General features: G+C 30.4%; 19 protein-coding genes. 16 read left to right on the forward strand and 3 right to left on the reverse strand.

What is annotated here, in order from left to right:
• Positions 1-28: 28 nt before the first annotated feature.
• The gene (locus ACWJJ7_RS17130) at positions 29-748 is read left to right on the forward strand and encodes a ribonuclease H-like domain-containing protein (protein WP_462963158.1); all 720 of its coding nucleotides are present in this window, start codon (positions 29-31) and stop codon (positions 746-748) included.
• Positions 749-813: 65 nt separating this feature from the next.
• Here ACWJJ7_RS17130 and ACWJJ7_RS17135 read toward each other — a convergent pair whose 3' ends face one another.
• The 3 genes from ACWJJ7_RS17135 to ACWJJ7_RS17145 are packed head-to-tail and all read right to left on the reverse strand — an operon-like array spanning position 814 to position 3,046.
• Positions 814-969, reverse strand: coding sequence for a FeoB-associated Cys-rich membrane protein (locus ACWJJ7_RS17135; RefSeq protein ID WP_462963159.1), 156 nt, complete (start codon positions 967-969; stop codon positions 814-816).
• 55 nt (positions 970-1,024) lie between these two features.
• Entirely contained in the window at positions 1,025-2,788 is a 1,764-nt protein-coding gene (gene feoB, locus ACWJJ7_RS17140) for a ferrous iron transport protein B (RefSeq protein WP_462963160.1), read from the reverse strand.
• A gap of 33 nt (positions 2,789-2,821) precedes the next feature.
• Positions 2,822-3,046 carry a FeoA family protein gene (locus ACWJJ7_RS17145; RefSeq protein WP_462965031.1) on the reverse strand — a complete coding sequence of 75 codons (225 nt, stop codon included), beginning with the start codon at positions 3,044-3,046 and terminating at the stop codon, positions 2,822-2,824.
• A 218-nt stretch (positions 3,047-3,264) separates the two neighbouring features.
• On the opposite strand from ACWJJ7_RS17145, the gene ACWJJ7_RS17150 reads away from it, so the two are divergent.
• The 15 genes from ACWJJ7_RS17150 to ACWJJ7_RS17220 all read left to right on the forward strand — a co-directional run bounded on the left by ACWJJ7_RS17150 (position 3,265) and on the right by ACWJJ7_RS17220 (position 19,015).
• Positions 3,265-3,942 (forward strand): ribonuclease H-like domain-containing protein, encoded by a 678-nt coding sequence (locus ACWJJ7_RS17150; RefSeq protein ID WP_462965032.1) that lies wholly within the window; start codon positions 3,265-3,267, stop codon positions 3,940-3,942.
• Positions 3,943-4,060: 118 nt separating this feature from the next.
• Positions 4,061-5,761 (forward strand): adenine deaminase, encoded by a 1,701-nt coding sequence (ade, locus tag ACWJJ7_RS17155; RefSeq protein ID WP_462963161.1) that lies wholly within the window; start codon positions 4,061-4,063, stop codon positions 5,759-5,761.
• A gap of 535 nt (positions 5,762-6,296) precedes the next feature.
• On the forward strand, positions 6,297-7,985 hold the full coding sequence (locus ACWJJ7_RS17160; RefSeq protein ID WP_462963162.1) for a GspE/PulE family protein: 1,689 nt from the start codon (positions 6,297-6,299) through the stop codon (positions 7,983-7,985).
• A gap of 13 nt (positions 7,986-7,998) precedes the next feature.
• Positions 7,999-9,207 (forward strand): type II secretion system F family protein, encoded by a 1,209-nt coding sequence (locus tag ACWJJ7_RS17165; RefSeq protein WP_462963163.1) that lies wholly within the window; start codon positions 7,999-8,001, stop codon positions 9,205-9,207.
• A 127-nt stretch (positions 9,208-9,334) separates the two neighbouring features.
• Positions 9,335-9,781 (forward strand): type IV pilin protein, encoded by a 447-nt coding sequence (locus tag ACWJJ7_RS17170; RefSeq protein ID WP_462963164.1) that lies wholly within the window; start codon positions 9,335-9,337, stop codon positions 9,779-9,781.
• A gap of 157 nt (positions 9,782-9,938) precedes the next feature.
• A complete protein-coding gene (gene pilM / locus ACWJJ7_RS17175; protein WP_462963165.1) occupies positions 9,939-11,024 on the forward strand; it encodes a pilus assembly protein PilM in 1,086 nt (361 codons plus the stop codon).
• 9 nt (positions 11,025-11,033) lie between these two features.
• A complete protein-coding gene (locus tag ACWJJ7_RS17180; RefSeq protein ID WP_462963166.1) occupies positions 11,034-11,606 on the forward strand; it encodes a PilN domain-containing protein in 573 nt (190 codons plus the stop codon).
• The gene (locus tag ACWJJ7_RS17185) at positions 11,593-12,855 is read left to right on the forward strand and encodes a hypothetical protein (protein WP_462963167.1); all 1,263 of its coding nucleotides are present in this window, start codon (positions 11,593-11,595) and stop codon (positions 12,853-12,855) included. The genes ACWJJ7_RS17180 and ACWJJ7_RS17185 overlap by 14 nt, the downstream gene beginning before the upstream one ends.
• Positions 12,856-13,158: 303 nt before the next feature.
• Positions 13,159-13,644: a type II secretion system protein gene (locus ACWJJ7_RS17190; RefSeq protein ID WP_462963168.1), complete on the forward strand. Its 486-nt coding sequence runs from the start codon at positions 13,159-13,161 to the stop codon at positions 13,642-13,644.
• Complete coding sequence (locus ACWJJ7_RS17195) at positions 13,631-14,131, forward strand: PilW family protein (RefSeq protein WP_462963169.1); 501 nt, start codon at positions 13,631-13,633, stop codon at positions 14,129-14,131. The genes ACWJJ7_RS17190 and ACWJJ7_RS17195 overlap by 14 nt, the downstream gene beginning before the upstream one ends.
• Position 14,132: 1 nt before the next feature.
• Positions 14,133-15,680, forward strand: coding sequence for a DUF7305 domain-containing protein (locus ACWJJ7_RS17200; protein ID WP_462963170.1), 1,548 nt, complete (start codon positions 14,133-14,135; stop codon positions 15,678-15,680).
• Positions 15,681-15,851: 171 nt separating this feature from the next.
• Entirely contained in the window at positions 15,852-16,361 is a 510-nt protein-coding gene (locus ACWJJ7_RS17205) for a DUF3267 domain-containing protein (RefSeq protein WP_462963171.1), read from the forward strand.
• Between the two features lie 315 nt (positions 16,362-16,676).
• Positions 16,677-17,066: a prepilin-type N-terminal cleavage/methylation domain-containing protein gene (locus ACWJJ7_RS17210; RefSeq protein ID WP_462963172.1), complete on the forward strand. Its 390-nt coding sequence runs from the start codon at positions 16,677-16,679 to the stop codon at positions 17,064-17,066.
• Positions 17,067-17,417: 351 nt separating this feature from the next.
• Positions 17,418-18,194 carry a prepilin peptidase gene (locus tag ACWJJ7_RS17215; RefSeq protein WP_462963173.1) on the forward strand — a complete coding sequence of 259 codons (777 nt, stop codon included), beginning with the start codon at positions 17,418-17,420 and terminating at the stop codon, positions 18,192-18,194.
• A 203-nt stretch (positions 18,195-18,397) separates the two neighbouring features.
• Positions 18,398-19,015, forward strand: coding sequence for a hypothetical protein (locus ACWJJ7_RS17220; RefSeq protein ID WP_462963174.1), 618 nt, complete (start codon positions 18,398-18,400; stop codon positions 19,013-19,015).
• Positions 19,016-19,054 lie beyond the last annotated feature (39 nt).

Raw genomic sequence — 19,054 nt, forward strand, 5'->3', positions numbered from 1 at the left:
TTCTTTTTTTTATAGATTAGGGGGAACTATGTTTATCAAAAAATATCAAATTAAGGTTATTTTGCCTAATGAAATTTTCACCAAATATAAGATGGATACTATTGCGTATTTAGATATTGAAGCTACAGGTTTCGATATGGAATATGATAAAATAGTATTGATATCTTTAGGGTATTACTTAAACAAAGATGAATTTGAAATCGTTCAATATTTTGCTGAGGCGCCAAGCGACGAGGAGAGTCTTTTGAAAGAACTTAAGAAAGCGATGGGTAATTTTAAAAGATGGTGTTCTTATAACGGAACAGCCTTTGATGAGCCCTTCATAATTAGAAAGATGTATAGATATAATCTTGGGTTTAGAATGCCTAGGGAACATATAGATTTGTTTAGGATTATAAGACCCTTTCATAAAAAAATGGGAATTAAAAGTTGCAGTTTAAAAAGTGTAGAGCAGTTTACTGGCATTAAGAGAAAAGATGAAATAAATGGAGCTATGTGGGTTGAACTGTATAATGAATACTTAGTAAAACATGATGAAAAATCAAAGGGAATTCTTATGCTTCATAATTATGAAGATGTTGTGAATTTGCCTAAAATTTTCAATGTAGTTAACACTATTGAAAATGATTTGGATCTTAAGAGAAAAGAAAAATTAGCTAAAAAACAAATGGCTCTTTTGAAAAGGAATAGAAACACTAATGAACCGCTAAAAATGGTGAGTAACAGGTTATCTATATTAGCAAAATAGCGCAGAGTTAAGATATTATAAAAAAACAGTGGTATAGTACAAAAATGTACTATACCACTGTTTTTTTATTGAATTTTATTAGATGGCTTTGTCTCGCAACTATGGCTACAGCCTTTACAGCCATTTCCACAACCACAATCACCATTTGCTTGTTTTTTTATATTGGAATACAAGATATATCCAGCTACAACAATAATCATACCAACAATAATAAATTCCACGCTAGCATCACCTCTTTATATTTTATACTACATATTTTATACTATATATTTTTTATTATCCTATTATAATACTACCTACATTAAATATTATAAAAGAAATTATCCAAGCTAATAGCAATTGATATGTTAAAGAAAAAATTGCCATTTTATTTCCGTATTCCTTTTTCATAGTTGCGATTACTGATACACAAGGAGTGTATAATAATACGAAAACTAAGAAACTATAAGCGGATAGCGGAGTAAAATAATTAGCTAAAATATGTTTTAAATTACCTCCATATATAACACCCATTGTACCTACAACTACTTCCTTAGCCATAAGACCAGTTAAAAGTGCTACTGAATTTTGCCATGAAGCAAATCCAAGGGGTATAAATACTGGGTTTATAAATTTTCCGATAGAAGCTAAAAAGCTAATGTTTATATCAACCATACCTGTAGTATTGAAATTTGATAAAAACCATACTATTACGGAAATTGAGAAGATTATAGTACCAGCTTTCTTTAAAAATCCTTTACCTTTTTCCCAAGTGTGTATTAATAAGCTCTTTGGTTCTGGTATTTTATATACAGGCAATTCTATAATAAAAGGTTCTTCATCCTTTTTGAATAAAGTTTTTTTGAATAGTAGCCCAAGTCCAAAGGCTAAACCAATACCCATTAAGTATAATGAAAATACCATGAATGTTTCTCTCCCAGGAAAAAATACTGATGCAAACAATGCGTAAACAGGAAGCCTAGCATTGCAGGACATAAGAGGAACTAAAAGTGCGGTTAATTTTCTGTCTTTATCACTCTCTAGAGTTCTGGCAGACATTATAGCTGGCACAGAGCAACCGAAACCAACAATTAAAGGAATAAAAGCTTTACCTGATAAGCCCATTTTTCTCATTAACTTATCCATTATAAAAGCAGCTCTTGCCATGTATCCACTGTCTTCTAAAAATGAAATTCCTAAGAATAATGCAAGTATAACTGGTAAAAAAACTATTACGGAACCTACTCCGCCTACGATACCATCAATTATTAGAGAAGAAAACCAAGCGCTGTTCCCCGATAGTATATTACTTAAAAATGGAACAAAAAGATCATTAAGCAAAGTATCCAGAAAATCAGCTAAAGGTTGTCCTACCCAGGTAAATGTAAACATAAAAATCAAAAATAAACTTCCGAAAAATAGTGGATAAGCAAGTATTCTATTAAGCACAATTTTATCTATTTTTTCTGTAATAGAAACTTTATTATTTTTATTTTTATTAGTGATTGATTTTAGTAAACCTTCAATATAGGAATAAGTTTCTTTTTCATCTTTAAATTTTAGATCATTTGTAGAGGTAGTAATATAATCCTTTTTAAGAAGACAATCTTTAACATCAGAAATACCTTTACCTTTTGAAGCTACTATAGGTATTATTTTCACCCCTAGTTTTTGCTCTAAAAGTTTAAAATTAATGTCTATTCCCTTGGATATTGCTACGTCTATCATGTTTAATACTAAAATTATTGGCTTGTTAAATTGCTTTAATTGAGTTGTAAGGTATAAATTTCTATCAAGGCTTGACGCATCAACAATATTTATAATTACATCTACGTTACCGCTTTGCAAAAATTCCTTGGACACTTTTTCTTCGTTTGAATAAGTGTCCATGGCATAAATACCAGGCAAGTCAACAATTTTAATTTTATTTGCTATAAAGCCTTCTTTTTTTTCTACTGTTACTCCAGCCCAATTACCTACGTATTGGTTAGATCCTGTAAGTGAGTTAAATAGAGTTGTTTTACCAACGTTAGGATTACCTAATAAAGCAGCAGTAATCATTCAAATCCTCCTTATTATGTCTCGGTATAATAATTACGCATTTTTTATAGATATATTTTTAGCATCATTTTTTCTAATGGCTAAATTGAAACCACGTAAATTTATAATTATAGGATCTCCTAGAGGTGCAGTAGCTACTAATTTAACTTCAGTACCTTCTATGAAGCCTAATGCGAGTAATCTTTTAGCAAACTTATCATCTCCGCAAACAGAGTCAATGTACGCTTTATCACCTGGCTTTAAATCGTAAATACTTATAATAATCACTCCTTATTGAAAACAATTCTCAATTGTAATTTTAACATGGTTATCTATTAGTGTCAATATAAAGTAACAAGAAAAATTATTAAATTTTATAAAATGCTTTTATAAAATAGTGGAAATGTGATAACATATAAATAGAGCAGAGTTTTAAATTATATATATGCAAATTTACGGTTTTGCTTTTCAGTAAACTAGTAGAAAAGAGTGATATTGTGATTACAAAACTTAGTAGTATTAAGGTAGGGGAGACTTCAATGGAAGGTGCCCTTACTATAGACGGAAATAAGCAACTCTTTAAAGATGCATTGTTTTTTGATTTAGAACATTACATTTATAAAAAGCCCAAATGTATCGGAGTTTTTGGGTGCTGCTATTATGATGAAATTTCAAATGAGTTAAAGGTTACCCAATATATGGCGGAAAATAAAAAAGATGCTATAGAAATATTATCTTTAGCTAAAAATTATTTTGAGGAAATGAAAATGAAGTATAATAAAAAATACATCGTTACGTTTTCAGGGAATAATGATTTTACAGTTATAAACTATTTGTTAAAAGCTCATAAAATAGATTTTATACTAGAAGGGTATTTTGGAGAAATAGATTTGCAAAAATGTTATGAAAAAGCTGAAGGGACATGCATTGGGCTTAAAGCTCTAGAAAAGATATTTGAGATTGATCGCGAAAGCGAAGTAATTAGTGGTTCTAATTTAGCTAAAACCTTTGGTAAAATAGTAAAAGATGCTGACTATATAAATAGAATGCCTAAAGAGAAAAAAGAAAAAATATTATTATATAATCAACAAGATGTTGTTAGTTTATTTTATATATATGTGGATTGGTATAATAAAATACAGTTAAAAACTAAGGAAGACATAGCACAGCAATAGCTGTGTTTTTTTTATTTGTTAAAAAATTTAAAATTAACTTAGTAATGAGGAATACTGTAACCATTTCCATAATAATTTAATATAAGGGTGTTTTAAAATTATTAAAGGAGGGAAGCATATGGAGCAGACTCGGAAAAACATTGATGCAGCTATGGGAAGGATTAAAGCAGATTTAGTCCTAAAGAATGCGAATTTTATTAATGTGTTTACTGAAAATATAGATAGAGGGGATATCGCTATAGTAGGCGATATTATTATAGGAATTGGTGAATACGATGGAATCACTGAAATTGATTGCTCAGATTTATATGTTTCGCCGGGATTCATTGATTCGCATGTACACATAGAATCCTCCATGATTATGCCCAAGCAGTTTGCGGAGGTGGTAATTAAAAAAGGTGTAACTACGATAATAGCGGATCCACATGAAATAGCTAATGTAGAAGGAATGAATGGTATTCATTTTATGATAAATAATAGTAAAAAAGCACCTATAGATATTTTTTTCATGCTACCATCTTGTGTTCCGGCAACAAACTTTGAGGACAGTGGATGCATTCTTAATGCTAATGATTTCGAAAAATTAATCAATAATAATCAAGTTTTAGGTCTCGGTGAAGTAATGGATGTGGCCGCAGTTGCAAATAAGGATGAGAATATATTAAAAAAAATAGATATAGCAAAGCACAAACATATAGATGGTCACTGTCCTAATATATCGCCTAGTGAGTTAAATGCTTACTTAAGCTGCGGTGTAAGAACAGATCATGAAAGCGAAAATGCCAAAGAAGCATTACTCAAAGTTAGTAGGGGAATGTACGTAATGCTCAGAGAAGGATACGCTGCAAGAAATTTAAAGGACATACTTCCCGCGGTTACCAAAAATAATTTCGGAAGATTTTTATTTTGCACGGATGATAGACATATAGACGATTTACTAGAGAGTGGCTCCATAGATAACTGTATTAGAATTTCTATAAAACAGGGGATTAATCCTATAAATGCGTTTATAATGGCATCATTTAATGCAGCTAAATGTTATGGTTTATTGGATAGAGGAGCTATAGCACCAGGATATAAAGCAGATTTGGTGCTATTTGAAGACTTAAAGAGCGTAAATATAATAAAAGTTATAAAAAATGGTAAAGCATATAAAGAATTACCAGGCACGAAACATGTAGACTTAAAAATAAAATCATCCATGCATATGGATTTCATAGATAGTGAAATTTTCAAAGTCGAAAGTAATGCTAAAGTTGTAAATGTGATAAAATTAATTCCGAATTCCTTGCAAACTAAATTGGTGCAGAGAAAAACAGAAAGCGAACTTGGTTATATAAAGAGAGTGGTAGAAAGAGATGTATTAAAAATAGCAGTAATTGAAAGACATCATAATACAGGTAAGCATTTTGTTGGATTTATAGAAGGATTAGGATTAAAGCATTGCTCCATAGCACAAACTATAGCTCATGATTCTCACAACCTTATAGTCGTTGGAGATAATGATAAGGATATGGAGGTGGCAGTTAATACGCTTGTTTCCATTGGCGGAGGTATAGCTATGGTGTCTGAGGAAAAAGTTATTGCACAGTTAAGCTTGCCAATTGCGGGGCTAATGACCTTTGAGTCTCCATATATGGTGTCAGAGCACCTAAATAGGCTTAGTAGAATTGCCAGAGGTTTTGGAGTACGAGAGGAATATGACCCTTTTATAACCTTATCTTTTATGGCGCTTCCAGTAATACCAGAAGTTAAAATTACTACTAGAGGATTAATTGACTATAATAAACATGCATTTACAAACCTTATTGTCGAATAATGGCGGAAATAAAAATCTTACAATAATAATTAATATTATTGTAAGATTTTTTTTGAAATTGTGTCTAAATTATGAACATGGAAATCAATAATATACATTTATGAAAAGAAAAAACTACGAATTTAGAACGATGTTAAAGGATTTATACCTATATTAAAGGGAAATAACAAGTAATATATTTAATTGTATATATTATTAAATTAAAAAAAATCAGATAGGGTAATCATTTATGGAAAGGGATGATTAGCTATTTCATAAAAACGTAATAATTGGGATAATGTAGTTGAATTGCCATAATGAATGATATATAATATTAACATAATATTTACAAAAAATTACAAAAAAATAAGGGGCTCGTTAATGGTGGATATTGTGTAAATTATTTCGTGATTGAATTTAAATTGATATGAAATTTGTAAATATTTCATGCGCAAGTACATATTATAAAGTATGAGGAGAAAAAAGAGTAGAATATAAATTTTTTGAAATACATATCCAGTCATAATATAGTAAAGTTAATAAAGGGGCATAGCAAATGAAGAATATATCAAAAAAAAGATTGGGAGATTTATTAGTTGAAGCTAGAAAGATAGCTCCAAAACAGCTTACGAATGTGCTCACAAAACAGCAAGGCACTGGGAAAAGGATAGGAGAACTTCTTATTGAAGATGGTACTTTAAACGAAGAAGATATTTTAGAAGTTTTAGAGCAACAATTAGATGTAAAAAGAGTATATCTAGATATGGAAGATATTGAGCAAAAAGTTGTTCAATTGATACCAGAAATTATCTCGAAAAAATATAGCTTAGTTGCTTTTGGTATAGAAGAAAATAAACTAAAGGTTGCCATGTGTGATCCTTTAAATATATTTGCAATAGATGATGTTAAGATATCTACAGGTTTAGATGCTAAAATATATATTGCATCAACAAAGGATATTAAAAATACAATTGATAAATATTATGCTAGTCAAAATGCAAAAAAAGCTGCTGAGGATTTATCAAAAGCTCAGGGAACAAATGAAAATAAGGAAGAAAACAAAGCACAATTAGATGATATAAAAAGTGCACCAGCGGTGAGACTTGTTGAGTCTATCATAAGTGATGCAATAAAGTTAAAAGCTAGTGATATTCATATAGAACCTTTTGAAAATTATATAAAAATAAGATACAGAATAGATGGCACTTTAAATGAAATATCTAAATACAATAAAGATATATTTAATGCTTTTATAACCCGTATAAAAATACTTGCGGAATTAAATATTGCAGAGAAGAGAATTCCACAGGACGGTAGAATTTTAACAGTTGTAGATAACAGGAAGGTAGATTTACGAGTATCAACTTTGCCAACAATTAACGGTGAGAAAATTGTTATCCGGATACTAGATAGAGAAAATTTCTTAGTAGGTAAAGAAAAACTAGGTATGAACGAAGATGATTTAGAAAAAATAGAAAGAATACTTAAAAATCCATATGGAATAATTTTGGTTACGGGCCCTACAGGTAGTGGGAAATCCACTACACTATATACCCTATTAAGTGAACTTAATGATAACAGTAGGAACATTATAACAGTAGAAGACCCTGTAGAGTACGTAGTGGATGGAATAAATCAAGTAAACGTAAATGCAAAAGCAGGACTAACTTTTGCATCGGGATTAAGGTCAATTTTAAGACAAGACCCTGATGTTGTTATGATAGGTGAAATAAGGGACAATGAAACAGCAGAAATCGCTACCAGAGCATCTATAACAGGTCATATAGTGCTAAGTACAATCCATACTAATGATGCACCTTCAGCTATTGTAAGACTTATAGATATGGATATACAACCATACCTAGTAGCGAGTGCTGTAGTGGGAATTATATCTCAAAGGCTTGTAAAAAAAATATGCCCAATGTGTAGTGAAATTCATACAGCAACTGATTTTGAAAAAAAGATCCTAAGTATTCATAAAGCGGAAGAATTATTGCTTCATAAAGGCAAAGGTTGTGGACACTGTAACAACAGTGGATACACAGGAAGAATAGGTGTATACGAAATAATGGAAGTAACCCGTAAACACAGAGAATACATCATGCGTAACGCTGGTGTAGATGAAATAAGAGATATAAGCATAGAAAATGGGATGAAAACGCTAAAAACATCATGTACTGATTTAGTGTTAAAAGGAATGACAACGGTAGAGGAAATGATTAAGATAACGTTTTTGAAAGAATAAGGGGGGTGAGTAAGTGCCCAATTTTAAGTATAAAGTTATGAATCATCAAGGTCAAAAAATAGAAGGAACATTTAAAGCTAATAGTAAAAATGAAGTGTTAGCCATGATAGAAGATAATAATTACTATCCTATAGAAATTAAGGAATCATTAGAACGTGAGCAGAAGGATTTATTTGAATCATTTGCAAAAGTTAAGACAAAGGACTTATACATTTTTTGTAGACAGTTTTACACCATGATAAACGCAGGTGATAATATTTCTAACGCACTATATGTTTTAAAAGAGCAAACTGTAAATAAAAAATTGAAGAAAAGTTTAAATGAAGTACATGGTGATTTGCAGAAGGGGGTATCTCTTTCAGACTCACTTGGAAAGCATAAAGATGTGTTTCCAGATTTACTTATAAATATGATTAACACAGGGGAAGTTAGTGGTAATCTAGATGTAATAATGAGTAGAATGGCATCCCATTTTGAAAAAGAAAATAAAATAAATAACCAACTTAAAAGTGCTATGGTTTATCCAATGTTACTATCGGGGCTATCAGTGGTAATAGTAGTTTTCCTTTTAACGTTTATAATGCCTACCTTTATAGGAATGTTTGAGGGATCAGGGGTAGCACTACCAGCACCCACCAGGATAGTTATGGGGTTAAGCAAATTTATACAAACTAGATGGTACATTTTAATTGCAGTTATAGGTGGAGCAGTTTATGGCGTGAAGTATTATGCTAAAACTCCAGCAGGCAGATTAGCACTAGATGGATTAAAGTTAAAATTGCCAATAATTAAAGATACTACAGAAAAAGTAATAGTATCTAGATTTACTAGAACTTTATCTACAGTACTTGCTAGCGGTGTACCTTTGGTACAATCCCTAGAAGTAGTGCAAAAGGTAGTTGGTAATAAAGTAGCAGAAAAAAGATTAGAAAAAGTTAAAGAAAAAGTACTAAAAGGTGTGTCTTTAGGTGAAGCATTAGGGAAAGAATCAATATTTCCAATAATGCTTCACTCCATGATAAAAATAGGTGAAGAGTCAGGTTCATTAGACGATATATTGGACAAGACTGCAAATTTTTATGATGAAGAATTAGAAACATCACTAAAAAAAATGACTACAATGATAGAGCCACTTATGATAATAGTAATGGGAGTTGTTATAGGATTTATAGTTATTGCAATGATGCTACCGATATTTGATATGACAAAGACTGTTCAGTAATAATTTGATTAATATGATAAAACTACAAAATATGTGCATGAAAATTATAAATATTAGTAACATGAATATTTTGTAGTTTTATCATTATTATATATTTTTTTAATTAGCTTATAAGGGGGAATTATTAATGGAAATGAATTTAACGAAAATGGACTTAATGAAGAAAAAGAAGAAAAAGGGGTTTACTTTAATCGAACTTATTGTAGTTATTGCGATTATAGGGATATTGGCAATGATTTCAGTTCCTAAATTATCTGGTTTTCAAGATAAAGCAAGAAGAACTCAAGTGGTTACTGATTCACACCAAATTACCACAGCTATTGAGTCATTATTAACTGAATCTCCAACTGGTAAAATTACAGCAGTTACAACTGCAATCGATATTGACGATACTAATATTGGTACAAATCCTGTTTTGAAAATGGCGGGTATTAGTCCTACTAAGACTTCCGGTGATAAAACATTATTATATGGTGCTGATGGTACTTTCACCCTAGTAGAAAAAATAAATGGAAAAACTTATACTGCAAAGAGAGAAGCAGGATCGGCACCAACTGTTGATGATGGGAGATAATTACCATAACAAGTTAACTTTAGAAAAATAATAAAAAATGTCGAAAGTATTAATCAAAAACTTCCAGTTATTGTTACCCCCCCACAGGGTACGTAACGATAACTGGAAGTCTATATTAAACATTTCAAATAAATAAACTAAAAAGAGGTGACCACCTATGTTTAACTCAAAAATATTATCATTAGATATAGGCTCGAAAAACACAAAAATAGTTCTAGGAACGCAATATAGAAAAAATGTAATCATAGAAAAAGCAATTACTATGATTACTCCAGTAGGGTGTTATAATGATGGAAATATTTTAGAGATAACTAAATTTAGTAGTGAAATTTTAGATGTTTTACAAGCTGAAAATATAAAATGTAAAAATATTATTATAACGACAAAAAGCACATCAGTTATAACTAGAGACATTGAAATTCCAGTAGCAAAAAAGGAAGATATGGATTCTATAATTAAGTTTCAGATGGAAAGATATTTACCAATTAAGTTTGATGATTATATAATGCAATATAAAATATTAGAAGAGTTTGAAGAAGAAAATGTAAAGCAGGCAAAAATTACAGTAGTAGTATATCCTAAAACTATGATAGAGGGATATTATAATTTAGTAAAGGAATTAAATGGTAATGCAGTAGCATTAGATATTAGTTCAAATAGTATTAATAAGTTATTTATTGAGGATATAAAAGTTAACGATGGAAATTACAGTTTAGAAGATACTGTTGTAGTCATAGATTTAGGATGTGATTTTACAAATGTAAATATTATTGCAGATGGAAATGTGCAGTTAACTAGAATTATTAATTATGGTGGTGCTCATATAGATATCGATATTGCTAAGAAATTATCTATTTCAGAAGAAGAAGCAGAGAATAAAAAGCTTGAAGAGTGTAATTTAGAAAGTGAATCTTTAAGTGATATGCAGAGTTCAATGGTAAACGATATTGCAAAAGCACGAGTAGGAAATTGGATTAACGAAATAGAAAAATTGATTAATTATTATAAAAATAAAGAACAAGGAAATAGAATAGACAAAATATATATTTATGGAGGAAGTTCAAGTCTTGAAGGTATAGAAAAGTTTATAGAAAACACAATGAACTTACCTGTTAGTAAAATACAGAGTTTAAGTAATGTAAACTGTTCTAAAATAAATGAAGCTAACGTACACTCATCTAAAATAGATGTGGAATTATGCAAATACTTAAACGCTATAGGAGCAATAATAAGATTGGGGTAGGTGAAACTTATGAATGATTTTAACTTTTTTGATCTGTATACAGGAGGTAGAAAAGATTTTAAAAAAGAATACTTTTATGCGTCTATATTATCTACAGGGTTAGTCTTATTGATTATTTTTACGTATGCATTTAATTATTTTAACATAAGTAAGTTAAATTCAGAAATAAAGGATATACAGCAAAATTTAAATTCAAAAGAAAATATAGTTAAGTTAAAAGAAATAGAAAAAGAAGAAAAAAAATTAGCTATAATGAATAAGTACCATGGTATAGTATCCAATATTGGTGATGATATAAATAATAAAGAGTTGATAGGTAGTAAAGTAATAGAAGAAATAAATTCCTGCGTTCCTGAAGGTGTGAATTTTAAAGTGATGACGCTAGATGCTAATGGAGTGCAACTTGGAGCTGAAGGAAAAGATAGAGAAACAGTAGCAGTATTTGAGCGCGCTTTAAGAAATTTAGATATTGTAAAAGAAGTTCATATTGTTAGTATAGATTCACCATCTACAGAAAATAAAAACTTTACTTTTAGTGTGAATTGTACTTTAAAGGACGTTGATAATTATGAAGGTAACTAAAAGGGAACAAGTATTACTAGGAATTTTATTAATGGTGTTATTATGCTGTGGGTTTTACAAATTTATTTACATAAAACAAATTCAAAAGATAAATGAATTAAAAAACAGTAGAGATATGTATTCACAAAAATGGGAGCAGAGTAAAGTAAAGATTGCATCAAAAAACAAAAGAACAGAACAGTATAAAGTTTTAAATGCTAAAATATCTAATGAAACAGATATGATGTTTCCATCAATAGAGCAGGAAGAAATCATAGTGGTATTAGACAAAATGATTAAGGACAGTAATCTTCAAGCAGATGTATTTGGGTTTTCAGAAGTAAGCAGTGAAAACACCGCTGTAGATGCGAGCAAAACTGTAAATAATGAAGATAAAAGCAAAAATGTTACCAATGAATTGGACAAGTTAGTAAACGACTTTAATGGTACTGTTAAAAAAGATGCTACTAGTGAAAAAACAAACACTAATGCTTCAAAGATTAATGATGCATCTAAAATGGAAGTTACAATTAACTTTAAGGGTGTTTATGATGAACTTATAAGTTTTATAGAGAAAGTAGAAGGTTACGATAAAAAGATAATTATAAGTAATATAAATCTAACTGGAGCTGAGGGCAGTGAGGTATCAGGAGATATTATATTAGAGTTTTATGGTGTTCCTAAGCTTAATAATAATGACGATTTTAAGTGGGATTATAAAGAGCCTAGCGGTAATGAAAATCCTTTTTTTGGGAGCCCGGTTTCGTTACAAGTTAATAATGAGGTAACAACAAAGAATGAAGAAAACACGGTAGCAAAAGATGAAATTAAAAGTGACTTTATTTTGAATGCAAAACCTAAAGCAGCTGATTTGCACACTGTAACAATTGAAAAGGGAAAAGACGAATCAAAGCAATCATATATTTATGCAGACAATGCAGGAGTAGAGCTAGTAGAGTTTTATTTTAACAAAATTGGTACTAAGTATTTTTATAAATATAAAACAAGCTTAGGAACATATCCTAAAGATTTTAGCAATGATAGTGAATTTATACCTAATGGAAAAAATATAATCCTAGACATTTTTTCGCAAAAAAGAGGCTTAGCCTCAGATTTATCAGGAGCAAATATTAAAATTACAAATGATACTGATAAAAGTGTTGCTGTGAATATTTTAGATGATGATAAAAATAAACCTAGAGTGAAAATACTAAAAGAAAAAGGTGATATTTCGGTTATTAGAAATTACATTTACTATGTTGATAAGTAAGTAGAAATATCGCTAGCACTAATCAGAAATTAATGTTTGTACCGGTAACTGGGGTAATTATTCATCTGATTTAAGTTTTATTAGCAACATAGAAGGGGATAGTGGATTGGTTGGGATAGTTGTTATAAGTATGTCTTCAACACAGGGAGCTACAATTAATTATTGCTTTGAACTACTATTTTACTGAAGGCACTACTAAGAATAACCAAGCTATGATTTTAAGGATGACAATGTTTGAAAAACTGATTTGTTTAAATGATAATAGATAGTTCTATAGTATTTTATTTAAAAGGGTGATGTGGGATGAAGAAAGGTTTTACTTTGACAGAATTAATTGTTTCTTTAGCTATATTTTCTATTGCCATGGTAACTATTTCTATGGTGTTTTTTGCATCTTTGAATACAAGACATACGAATGATGTAAAGCAAAGCACAGCAGGATATGCACAAGCTATAATAGAAAACTTTAGGACAGTAGGATATTCTAAGATTAATGATTTGTATAAAGGTGATATGACTGTAGGGGTTTCCACATTCGTATATTTTAATAAGGATATGAGTAATTTTAATTTATGGTTTAAAAATTATGTTAGTGGTACTTCATCAATTACTGGAAATGTTAATTCGTCTTCTTATCCAGTATTCGTAGGTTATCAATTTGGCACACTTATAAAAATTAATAAAATAAAGGTTGAGGGAGGAACCCCTTATCATATTTATGTGAGGGTATGGGAACTAAGTAAAGGGTCTAAAGGCCAGTCTGTAAGAGATATTTATGAAAGTAGGTAGTCTTATGAAGAAAAACATTAAAAAGAAAGGTTTTACTTTAGTAGAATTAATTACAGGAATAGCAATCATGGGAATTGTGTTTTCAATTATATTTCAGACTTTAAGTATTCAAAATAAAATATACAAAACTGAAATGGATACTAATGATGCTCAAAATTCAGGTAGGTTGTGCCTTACTAGCATAAGTGAAAGCATAAGACTTGCTTCAGAAGTAACAACTAATACGGATTCAATATCTATTCCAGGACTTACAGGAAATATTAAACCAATAGTGCAGATAGACACACCCGCTTGTCAATATGTTATAAATAATAACAAATTATATAAATATGTAAACAGTACGACTTATTATCTAATTGCTTCAAATGTAGAAAATGTCACAGTTACTAAATCAGACACTGTTTATGCAATTAATGTAGAAATAGCAAATGGAAGTTCTTTTAAAACATTCACTACTAGCATTTCTTTAAGAAATAGGAGGTTATAGAATGAGAAAGAAAAAAGGTTCAGTACTTATATTAACACTGGTAGTGGTGCTTTTATTAATGGTACTTGGTACTTCTCTATTTACAATGAGTGTAAGTAATTATAAGATGGAAGTGGCAAGCGACAATATTAATAAATTAAATATGATGACTGAATCTGGCGTGGAAGTTGCTTTAGTTCAAGTTAAAAAAGCAACTAATGCAAGCGATTTAAAAGATATTATGGGGTTGAAATCTGAGGATAGTTCCATAACTTGCGATGTGAAATTTCATAAAGATCAAGAATATGATACTTTAATTAATGGTTATAAATCAGTTCCAGGTAAACATACTATTGAATCTACTGCCTCAAATGGCAAAGCTTCAAGGACTATAAGGGTTTCGATTTCTAAAGCCACTGTAACACCTGAAGGAATAATACCTACAGATAATCTGTTTTTTATTGATGGTGAAGTTTCAAATGGTAATTTTAATTGTGGATCAGCAGATGGTCCTGTTTATGTGAATGGAGATTTTTATATGTCAAGTGGAAGTTCAATAAAAGGTAAACTTATCTCTACAGGAAATATAACATTGGCTGGAGGTAGTTCATCTACAAATGGGATTGTAAGTTTTGGGAATATTAACCTTGATGGTGGTGGGATAATAAATGGTGATGCTTTAGTTAAAGGTAATTTATACTTCGGCGGGGGTACAAAAATTAATGGGAATGTTCAAAGTGATGGTAATTTAATAATGCCTCAGGGTAATATACAAAACAATGCTACTATAGGTAGAAACGCAACATTTGATGGTGGTGCTAATAAAATTGGTGGTAAATTGTATTATCAAGGCACGGCTACCTCCAATAATGGAGGAACCACATTAGCTAACTATGTTCCTTTAGGTGCAGTAAAAACCACAACTTATACTCCAGTAAATTTAAGCAGCTATGAAAGTCCTATATTACCAGACATAGCGGTGCCAACAATTACTGAAAACTCACAACTGTATAATACTGTAGTATTAAATAATAATACAATAAATAGCAGTGGTAGTTTGTCTTCAAGTTTATTTAATACAGTAAATTATGGGTCTACTATTACTATTGATACATCCAGTGATGACGTAAGTTTGCTGGTCGATAATTTTAACTTTGATTCTAAAAATGGGCTTGATTTTGAAGTAACAGGATCACATAATTTATATATATATTTAAAGGGTAATTCAGCATCTTTTACAGTAGGTTCAAATCAGTTCATTGGTATGAAAAAGCATAGTGTTCCTTCACAAGTGTATATAATTGGTGATGGGAATCAAAAAGTTGCCATAAGTAATTGTGAACTTGATGCTTATATATACATACCAAATGGTAGTTTTTCAGCTAGTGGGGGAGCTCCAGCAAAATATATGTTTCAAGGAAGTTGTGTAACTAAATCAGTTAGCATACAAAGTAATATATCTATAAATTATTTAACGCAAGAAATTGAAAATACTCCTTTGGCAGTTTTAAAGGGTGGACAGTCCAGTTCTGGTTCAGGTAACTGGATAGTAGACAAGTGGGATAATTAACTGAATACCAATTATTTACCAATACGTTAAAGCAAGTGGAAAACTGCTAAAATGGTAGAACTTTTTTCAGATGTGATTTGTATATAAGTTAATTTGAAATAATATAAAAGCATGTAAAAATAAGTTTAATAACCTAAAGACATGTCAATACTTTTAAAAGAGGTGATGAACATGTCTTTTAAAATTACGTGGAAAACACATGTAATATGTACGATAATAGCTTTTATAATTGTAAAGACCCTGGGAAATACCGTAGATAATATACTAGATAATTTCTTTCTAAAGCCTTATATTTTCTACCCAACTAAATACTTAGTAATTAATTTTTGCATGTATGTACTACTTTTAATGATCCCTATATCAATTATTCATGAGAGTATCCATGGATTTGCATATAAATCATTTGGTGGTAAAGTTAAGTATGGATTCAAAGGCATTTATGCATATACGCAGGAGATATCTGAGCTGCCTATAGATCGTACTAAATTTCTGATTATTCTTATGGCACCTTTAACAATAATGTCTATTATAAGCTTAGTGCTGCCTAGTTGGCTAGGAGGTATAATATTCCTACTTAACTTATTGGGTGCTTCAGGGGACTTATACATGTCTTATAAGCTTATAAAGTATGACTCTAATAGTAAGATAGTTGATAGAAAATACGGATTTGATGTAGTGTAGGAAAGTCATGGGTTGCAATAGCAGTTCATGGCTATTCTATTTTTTTGGAGCGACCCAGGAGATGATTAACTAATTTGAGCAAAAGCTGATGTATATAAGTAACATTAAAATTAAAAGCAGTATACAAATGTTAAATAAGGATAACATTGTGGATATAACCATAGTGGTCAGTTTATAGTTTTATATAGATTGGCTGCTTATTTATGGAACAAATACAAAAACTCCATAAAGCAGGTCTCACATGTGAAAATTAACTCATTTAAAAGTTGTTAGCTCTCAAAAGAAATTAAAGTAAAATGGAAGGGGAAATAAAGAATGATGAAAAATGTTAAGAAAAAAGGATTTACCCTAATTGAGCTTATAATTGTAATTTCAATTATTGGAATATTAGCGGCAATTGCTGTGCCTAAGTTTGGTGGGATACTAAAGGATGCTAAGGTGAAAGCGGATATTGCTAGTGCAAGGGTTATCGGTGATGCTACAAATACTCTTATTGCTAATGGTGGAATAGATAAATCAACTTATGGTGGTGCACATGCTTTAAATTCTGAAATAAAGGATTATCTTCAATCAGAGCCTGAGGTTAAGGCAGTTACTGATGGAAAGTTTTTTGTTGAAATAGATGCTAATGACAATGTTTTTGTTACAGTTAGTGGCATTAAGTTGTATCCTAAACAGGTTGGAGTCTATCCACCTACAAAATAATAAGCATATTTGTAGTCCTATTTATTTGTCCAAAGTTTTTATTACTTTGGACATTAAATTATTTAACGACATTTCATAAGGAAAGTCTCCCACTTAAATAAGTGGGAGCTCCATACTATAACAAAGAGAAAACTCCATTGGGAGTATAAATCTCCTTCTGAAGTCGTTAATTCATCTTCTTCGAAGATGTGCAGCTGTGCAGGAGATGATTTAACCTGTATTTATTTGCTTATATATGTTAAAGTGATAATGTAAATAAATACAATAGAGTTAAAAACTTATATTAAAATGGACTAATATAAATGCTTCATTGTGTTTAAATATAAAAGTAAATTCAAGGGGGACCTACATATGGAAAGTATTTTTGCAATAACTATTTTTATATTAGGACTATTAATAGGTAGTTTTTTAAATGTATGTATATATAGAATCCCAAGAGGAGAAAGCATAGCATATCCATCATCTCACTGCACATCCTGTGGCAGTGATATTAAGTCTCATGATCTTATACCAGTAATCAGTTGGATTTTTTTAAGGGGCAAATGCAGAAATTGCGGCGAGAGGATATCTAGTAGATATGCGCTGGTAGAAATTACAACAGCTATACTTTTTTTATTAACTTATTATCAATATGGATGCAGTGTTTATCTAGCAAGGTATTTAATACTTATACCTTTTTTAATAGTTATAGCTATGATAGATTATGATACTATGGAAGTATATACCACTACCATATGGATGGCTATTGCTATGGGTATTGTTTTACTAGGAGTGAATATCTACATGGGACAACCAATAGTTACCTACATTTATGGGGGGCTATTAGGCGCAGGCACAATTACATTTATTATATTGTTGTCAAAGCTTATTCTTAAGGCAGAGGGTATGGGTTGGGGAGATGCAGAGATTTGCGGGCTTTGCGGTTTGTTTTTAGGTTTTAAACTAACCATTGTGATGATGTTCTTTTCTTTTATAATTGGTGGAATCATTGGTGTTTATTTATTGAGGTTTAAGAAGAAGAATGGTAGATCAGAAATGCCTTTTGGTCCATCTATTATAATGGCTACTTTTTTAATGGTAATTTGGGGCGATAAAATTTTAAACTGGTACATGAATTTAATTTTATAATTAACTATAAAATTTCAAATATTTGCAAATGACAGTCTAAACATAAGGACTTTAATGAAAACTAGAGGATTACTCGAATAGTTTAAGTAATCGCTAAGCCACCTAGAATGGCGACCTTTGGCTCTTGCGACTAAAAGTTGTATAATAAGTCATGACTGAATTGGTTATGAAAGGTTGATAATATGCAAAACATTTTGCAGAACATGAATAATAGAGGAAAGGAAAAACCCGTGAAAGCTAAGAAAAGTGATTATCTTCAAAAAATTTACGAGAAAAATACTAGTACAGGAAATTATGTTATACAGGTAGCTATAGATAAATACACTGACATATTTAATGAATGGGATCGCGCTCCTTTTAGAAAAAGAGACATGGATCCGGATTTAGCACTTTTTCTTGAAAACTGTTTTGAAGATATTCCGGCTAAACATGGAGTAGATATATGCTTCTACTTACCTAAAGAGGAAAAAGATGTAACCAGAGAAGAATTGTTAATTGCAGGTATTAAAACTTACTATTCCTTTTATTTGCATCAAGAAATTAGGGTTTTAAAGGGGAATTATAGTAGATTATTCAAATATTTAGTTTCATCATTTAGTTTACTAGCAATGTCTATTTTTTTAGGTACAATAGTTGGTGAAAACATAATCTTAGAAACCTTGCAACAAGGATTTAACATAGGTGGCTGGGTATTTTTATGGGAAGTTATTTCAATAGTAATATTTAGAGGACGTGAAGTTAGTTCTGAAATTAATAAATACCAGAGATTTTTAAATTCATTAATTTATTTTAAATATGGTAACGAGAACCCGTTATCATAAGATAGTTAAAAGCTAAAAAGGTATATATTTCTGCAATAG

The sequence above is a fragment of the Clostridium sp. CM042 genome (genome assembly GCF_055080995.1).

What these genes read in the sequence shown, in the direction of transcription:
- ACWJJ7_RS17130 (WP_462963158.1), top strand. Translation starts at nt 29, where the DNA reads ATGTTTATCAAAAAATATCAAATTAAGGTTATTTTGCCTAATGAAATT.
- feoB (WP_462963160.1), bottom strand. Translation starts at nt 2,788, where the DNA reads ATGATTACTGCTGCTTTATTAGGTAATCCTAACGTTGGTAAAACAACT.
- ade (WP_462963161.1), top strand. Translation starts at nt 4,061, where the DNA reads ATGGAGCAGACTCGGAAAAACATTGATGCAGCTATGGGAAGGATTAAA.
- ACWJJ7_RS17160 (WP_462963162.1), top strand. Translation starts at nt 6,297, where the DNA reads ATGAAGAATATATCAAAAAAAAGATTGGGAGATTTATTAGTTGAAGCT.
- ACWJJ7_RS17170 (WP_462963164.1), top strand. Translation starts at nt 9,335, where the DNA reads ATGGAAATGAATTTAACGAAAATGGACTTAATGAAGAAAAAGAAGAAA.
- pilM (WP_462963165.1), top strand. Translation starts at nt 9,939, where the DNA reads ATGTTTAACTCAAAAATATTATCATTAGATATAGGCTCGAAAAACACA.
- ACWJJ7_RS17180 (WP_462963166.1), top strand. Translation starts at nt 11,034, where the DNA reads ATGAATGATTTTAACTTTTTTGATCTGTATACAGGAGGTAGAAAAGAT.
- ACWJJ7_RS17185 (WP_462963167.1), top strand. Translation starts at nt 11,593, where the DNA reads ATGAAGGTAACTAAAAGGGAACAAGTATTACTAGGAATTTTATTAATG.
- ACWJJ7_RS17190 (WP_462963168.1), top strand. Translation starts at nt 13,159, where the DNA reads ATGAAGAAAGGTTTTACTTTGACAGAATTAATTGTTTCTTTAGCTATA.
- ACWJJ7_RS17195 (WP_462963169.1), top strand. Translation starts at nt 13,631, where the DNA reads ATGAAAGTAGGTAGTCTTATGAAGAAAAACATTAAAAAGAAAGGTTTT.
- ACWJJ7_RS17200 (WP_462963170.1), top strand. Translation starts at nt 14,133, where the DNA reads ATGAGAAAGAAAAAAGGTTCAGTACTTATATTAACACTGGTAGTGGTG.
- ACWJJ7_RS17205 (WP_462963171.1), top strand. Translation starts at nt 15,852, where the DNA reads ATGTCTTTTAAAATTACGTGGAAAACACATGTAATATGTACGATAATA.
- ACWJJ7_RS17210 (WP_462963172.1), top strand. Translation starts at nt 16,677, where the DNA reads ATGATGAAAAATGTTAAGAAAAAAGGATTTACCCTAATTGAGCTTATA.
- ACWJJ7_RS17215 (WP_462963173.1), top strand. Translation starts at nt 17,418, where the DNA reads ATGGAAAGTATTTTTGCAATAACTATTTTTATATTAGGACTATTAATA.
- ACWJJ7_RS17220 (WP_462963174.1), top strand. Translation starts at nt 18,398, where the DNA reads ATGAATAATAGAGGAAAGGAAAAACCCGTGAAAGCTAAGAAAAGTGAT.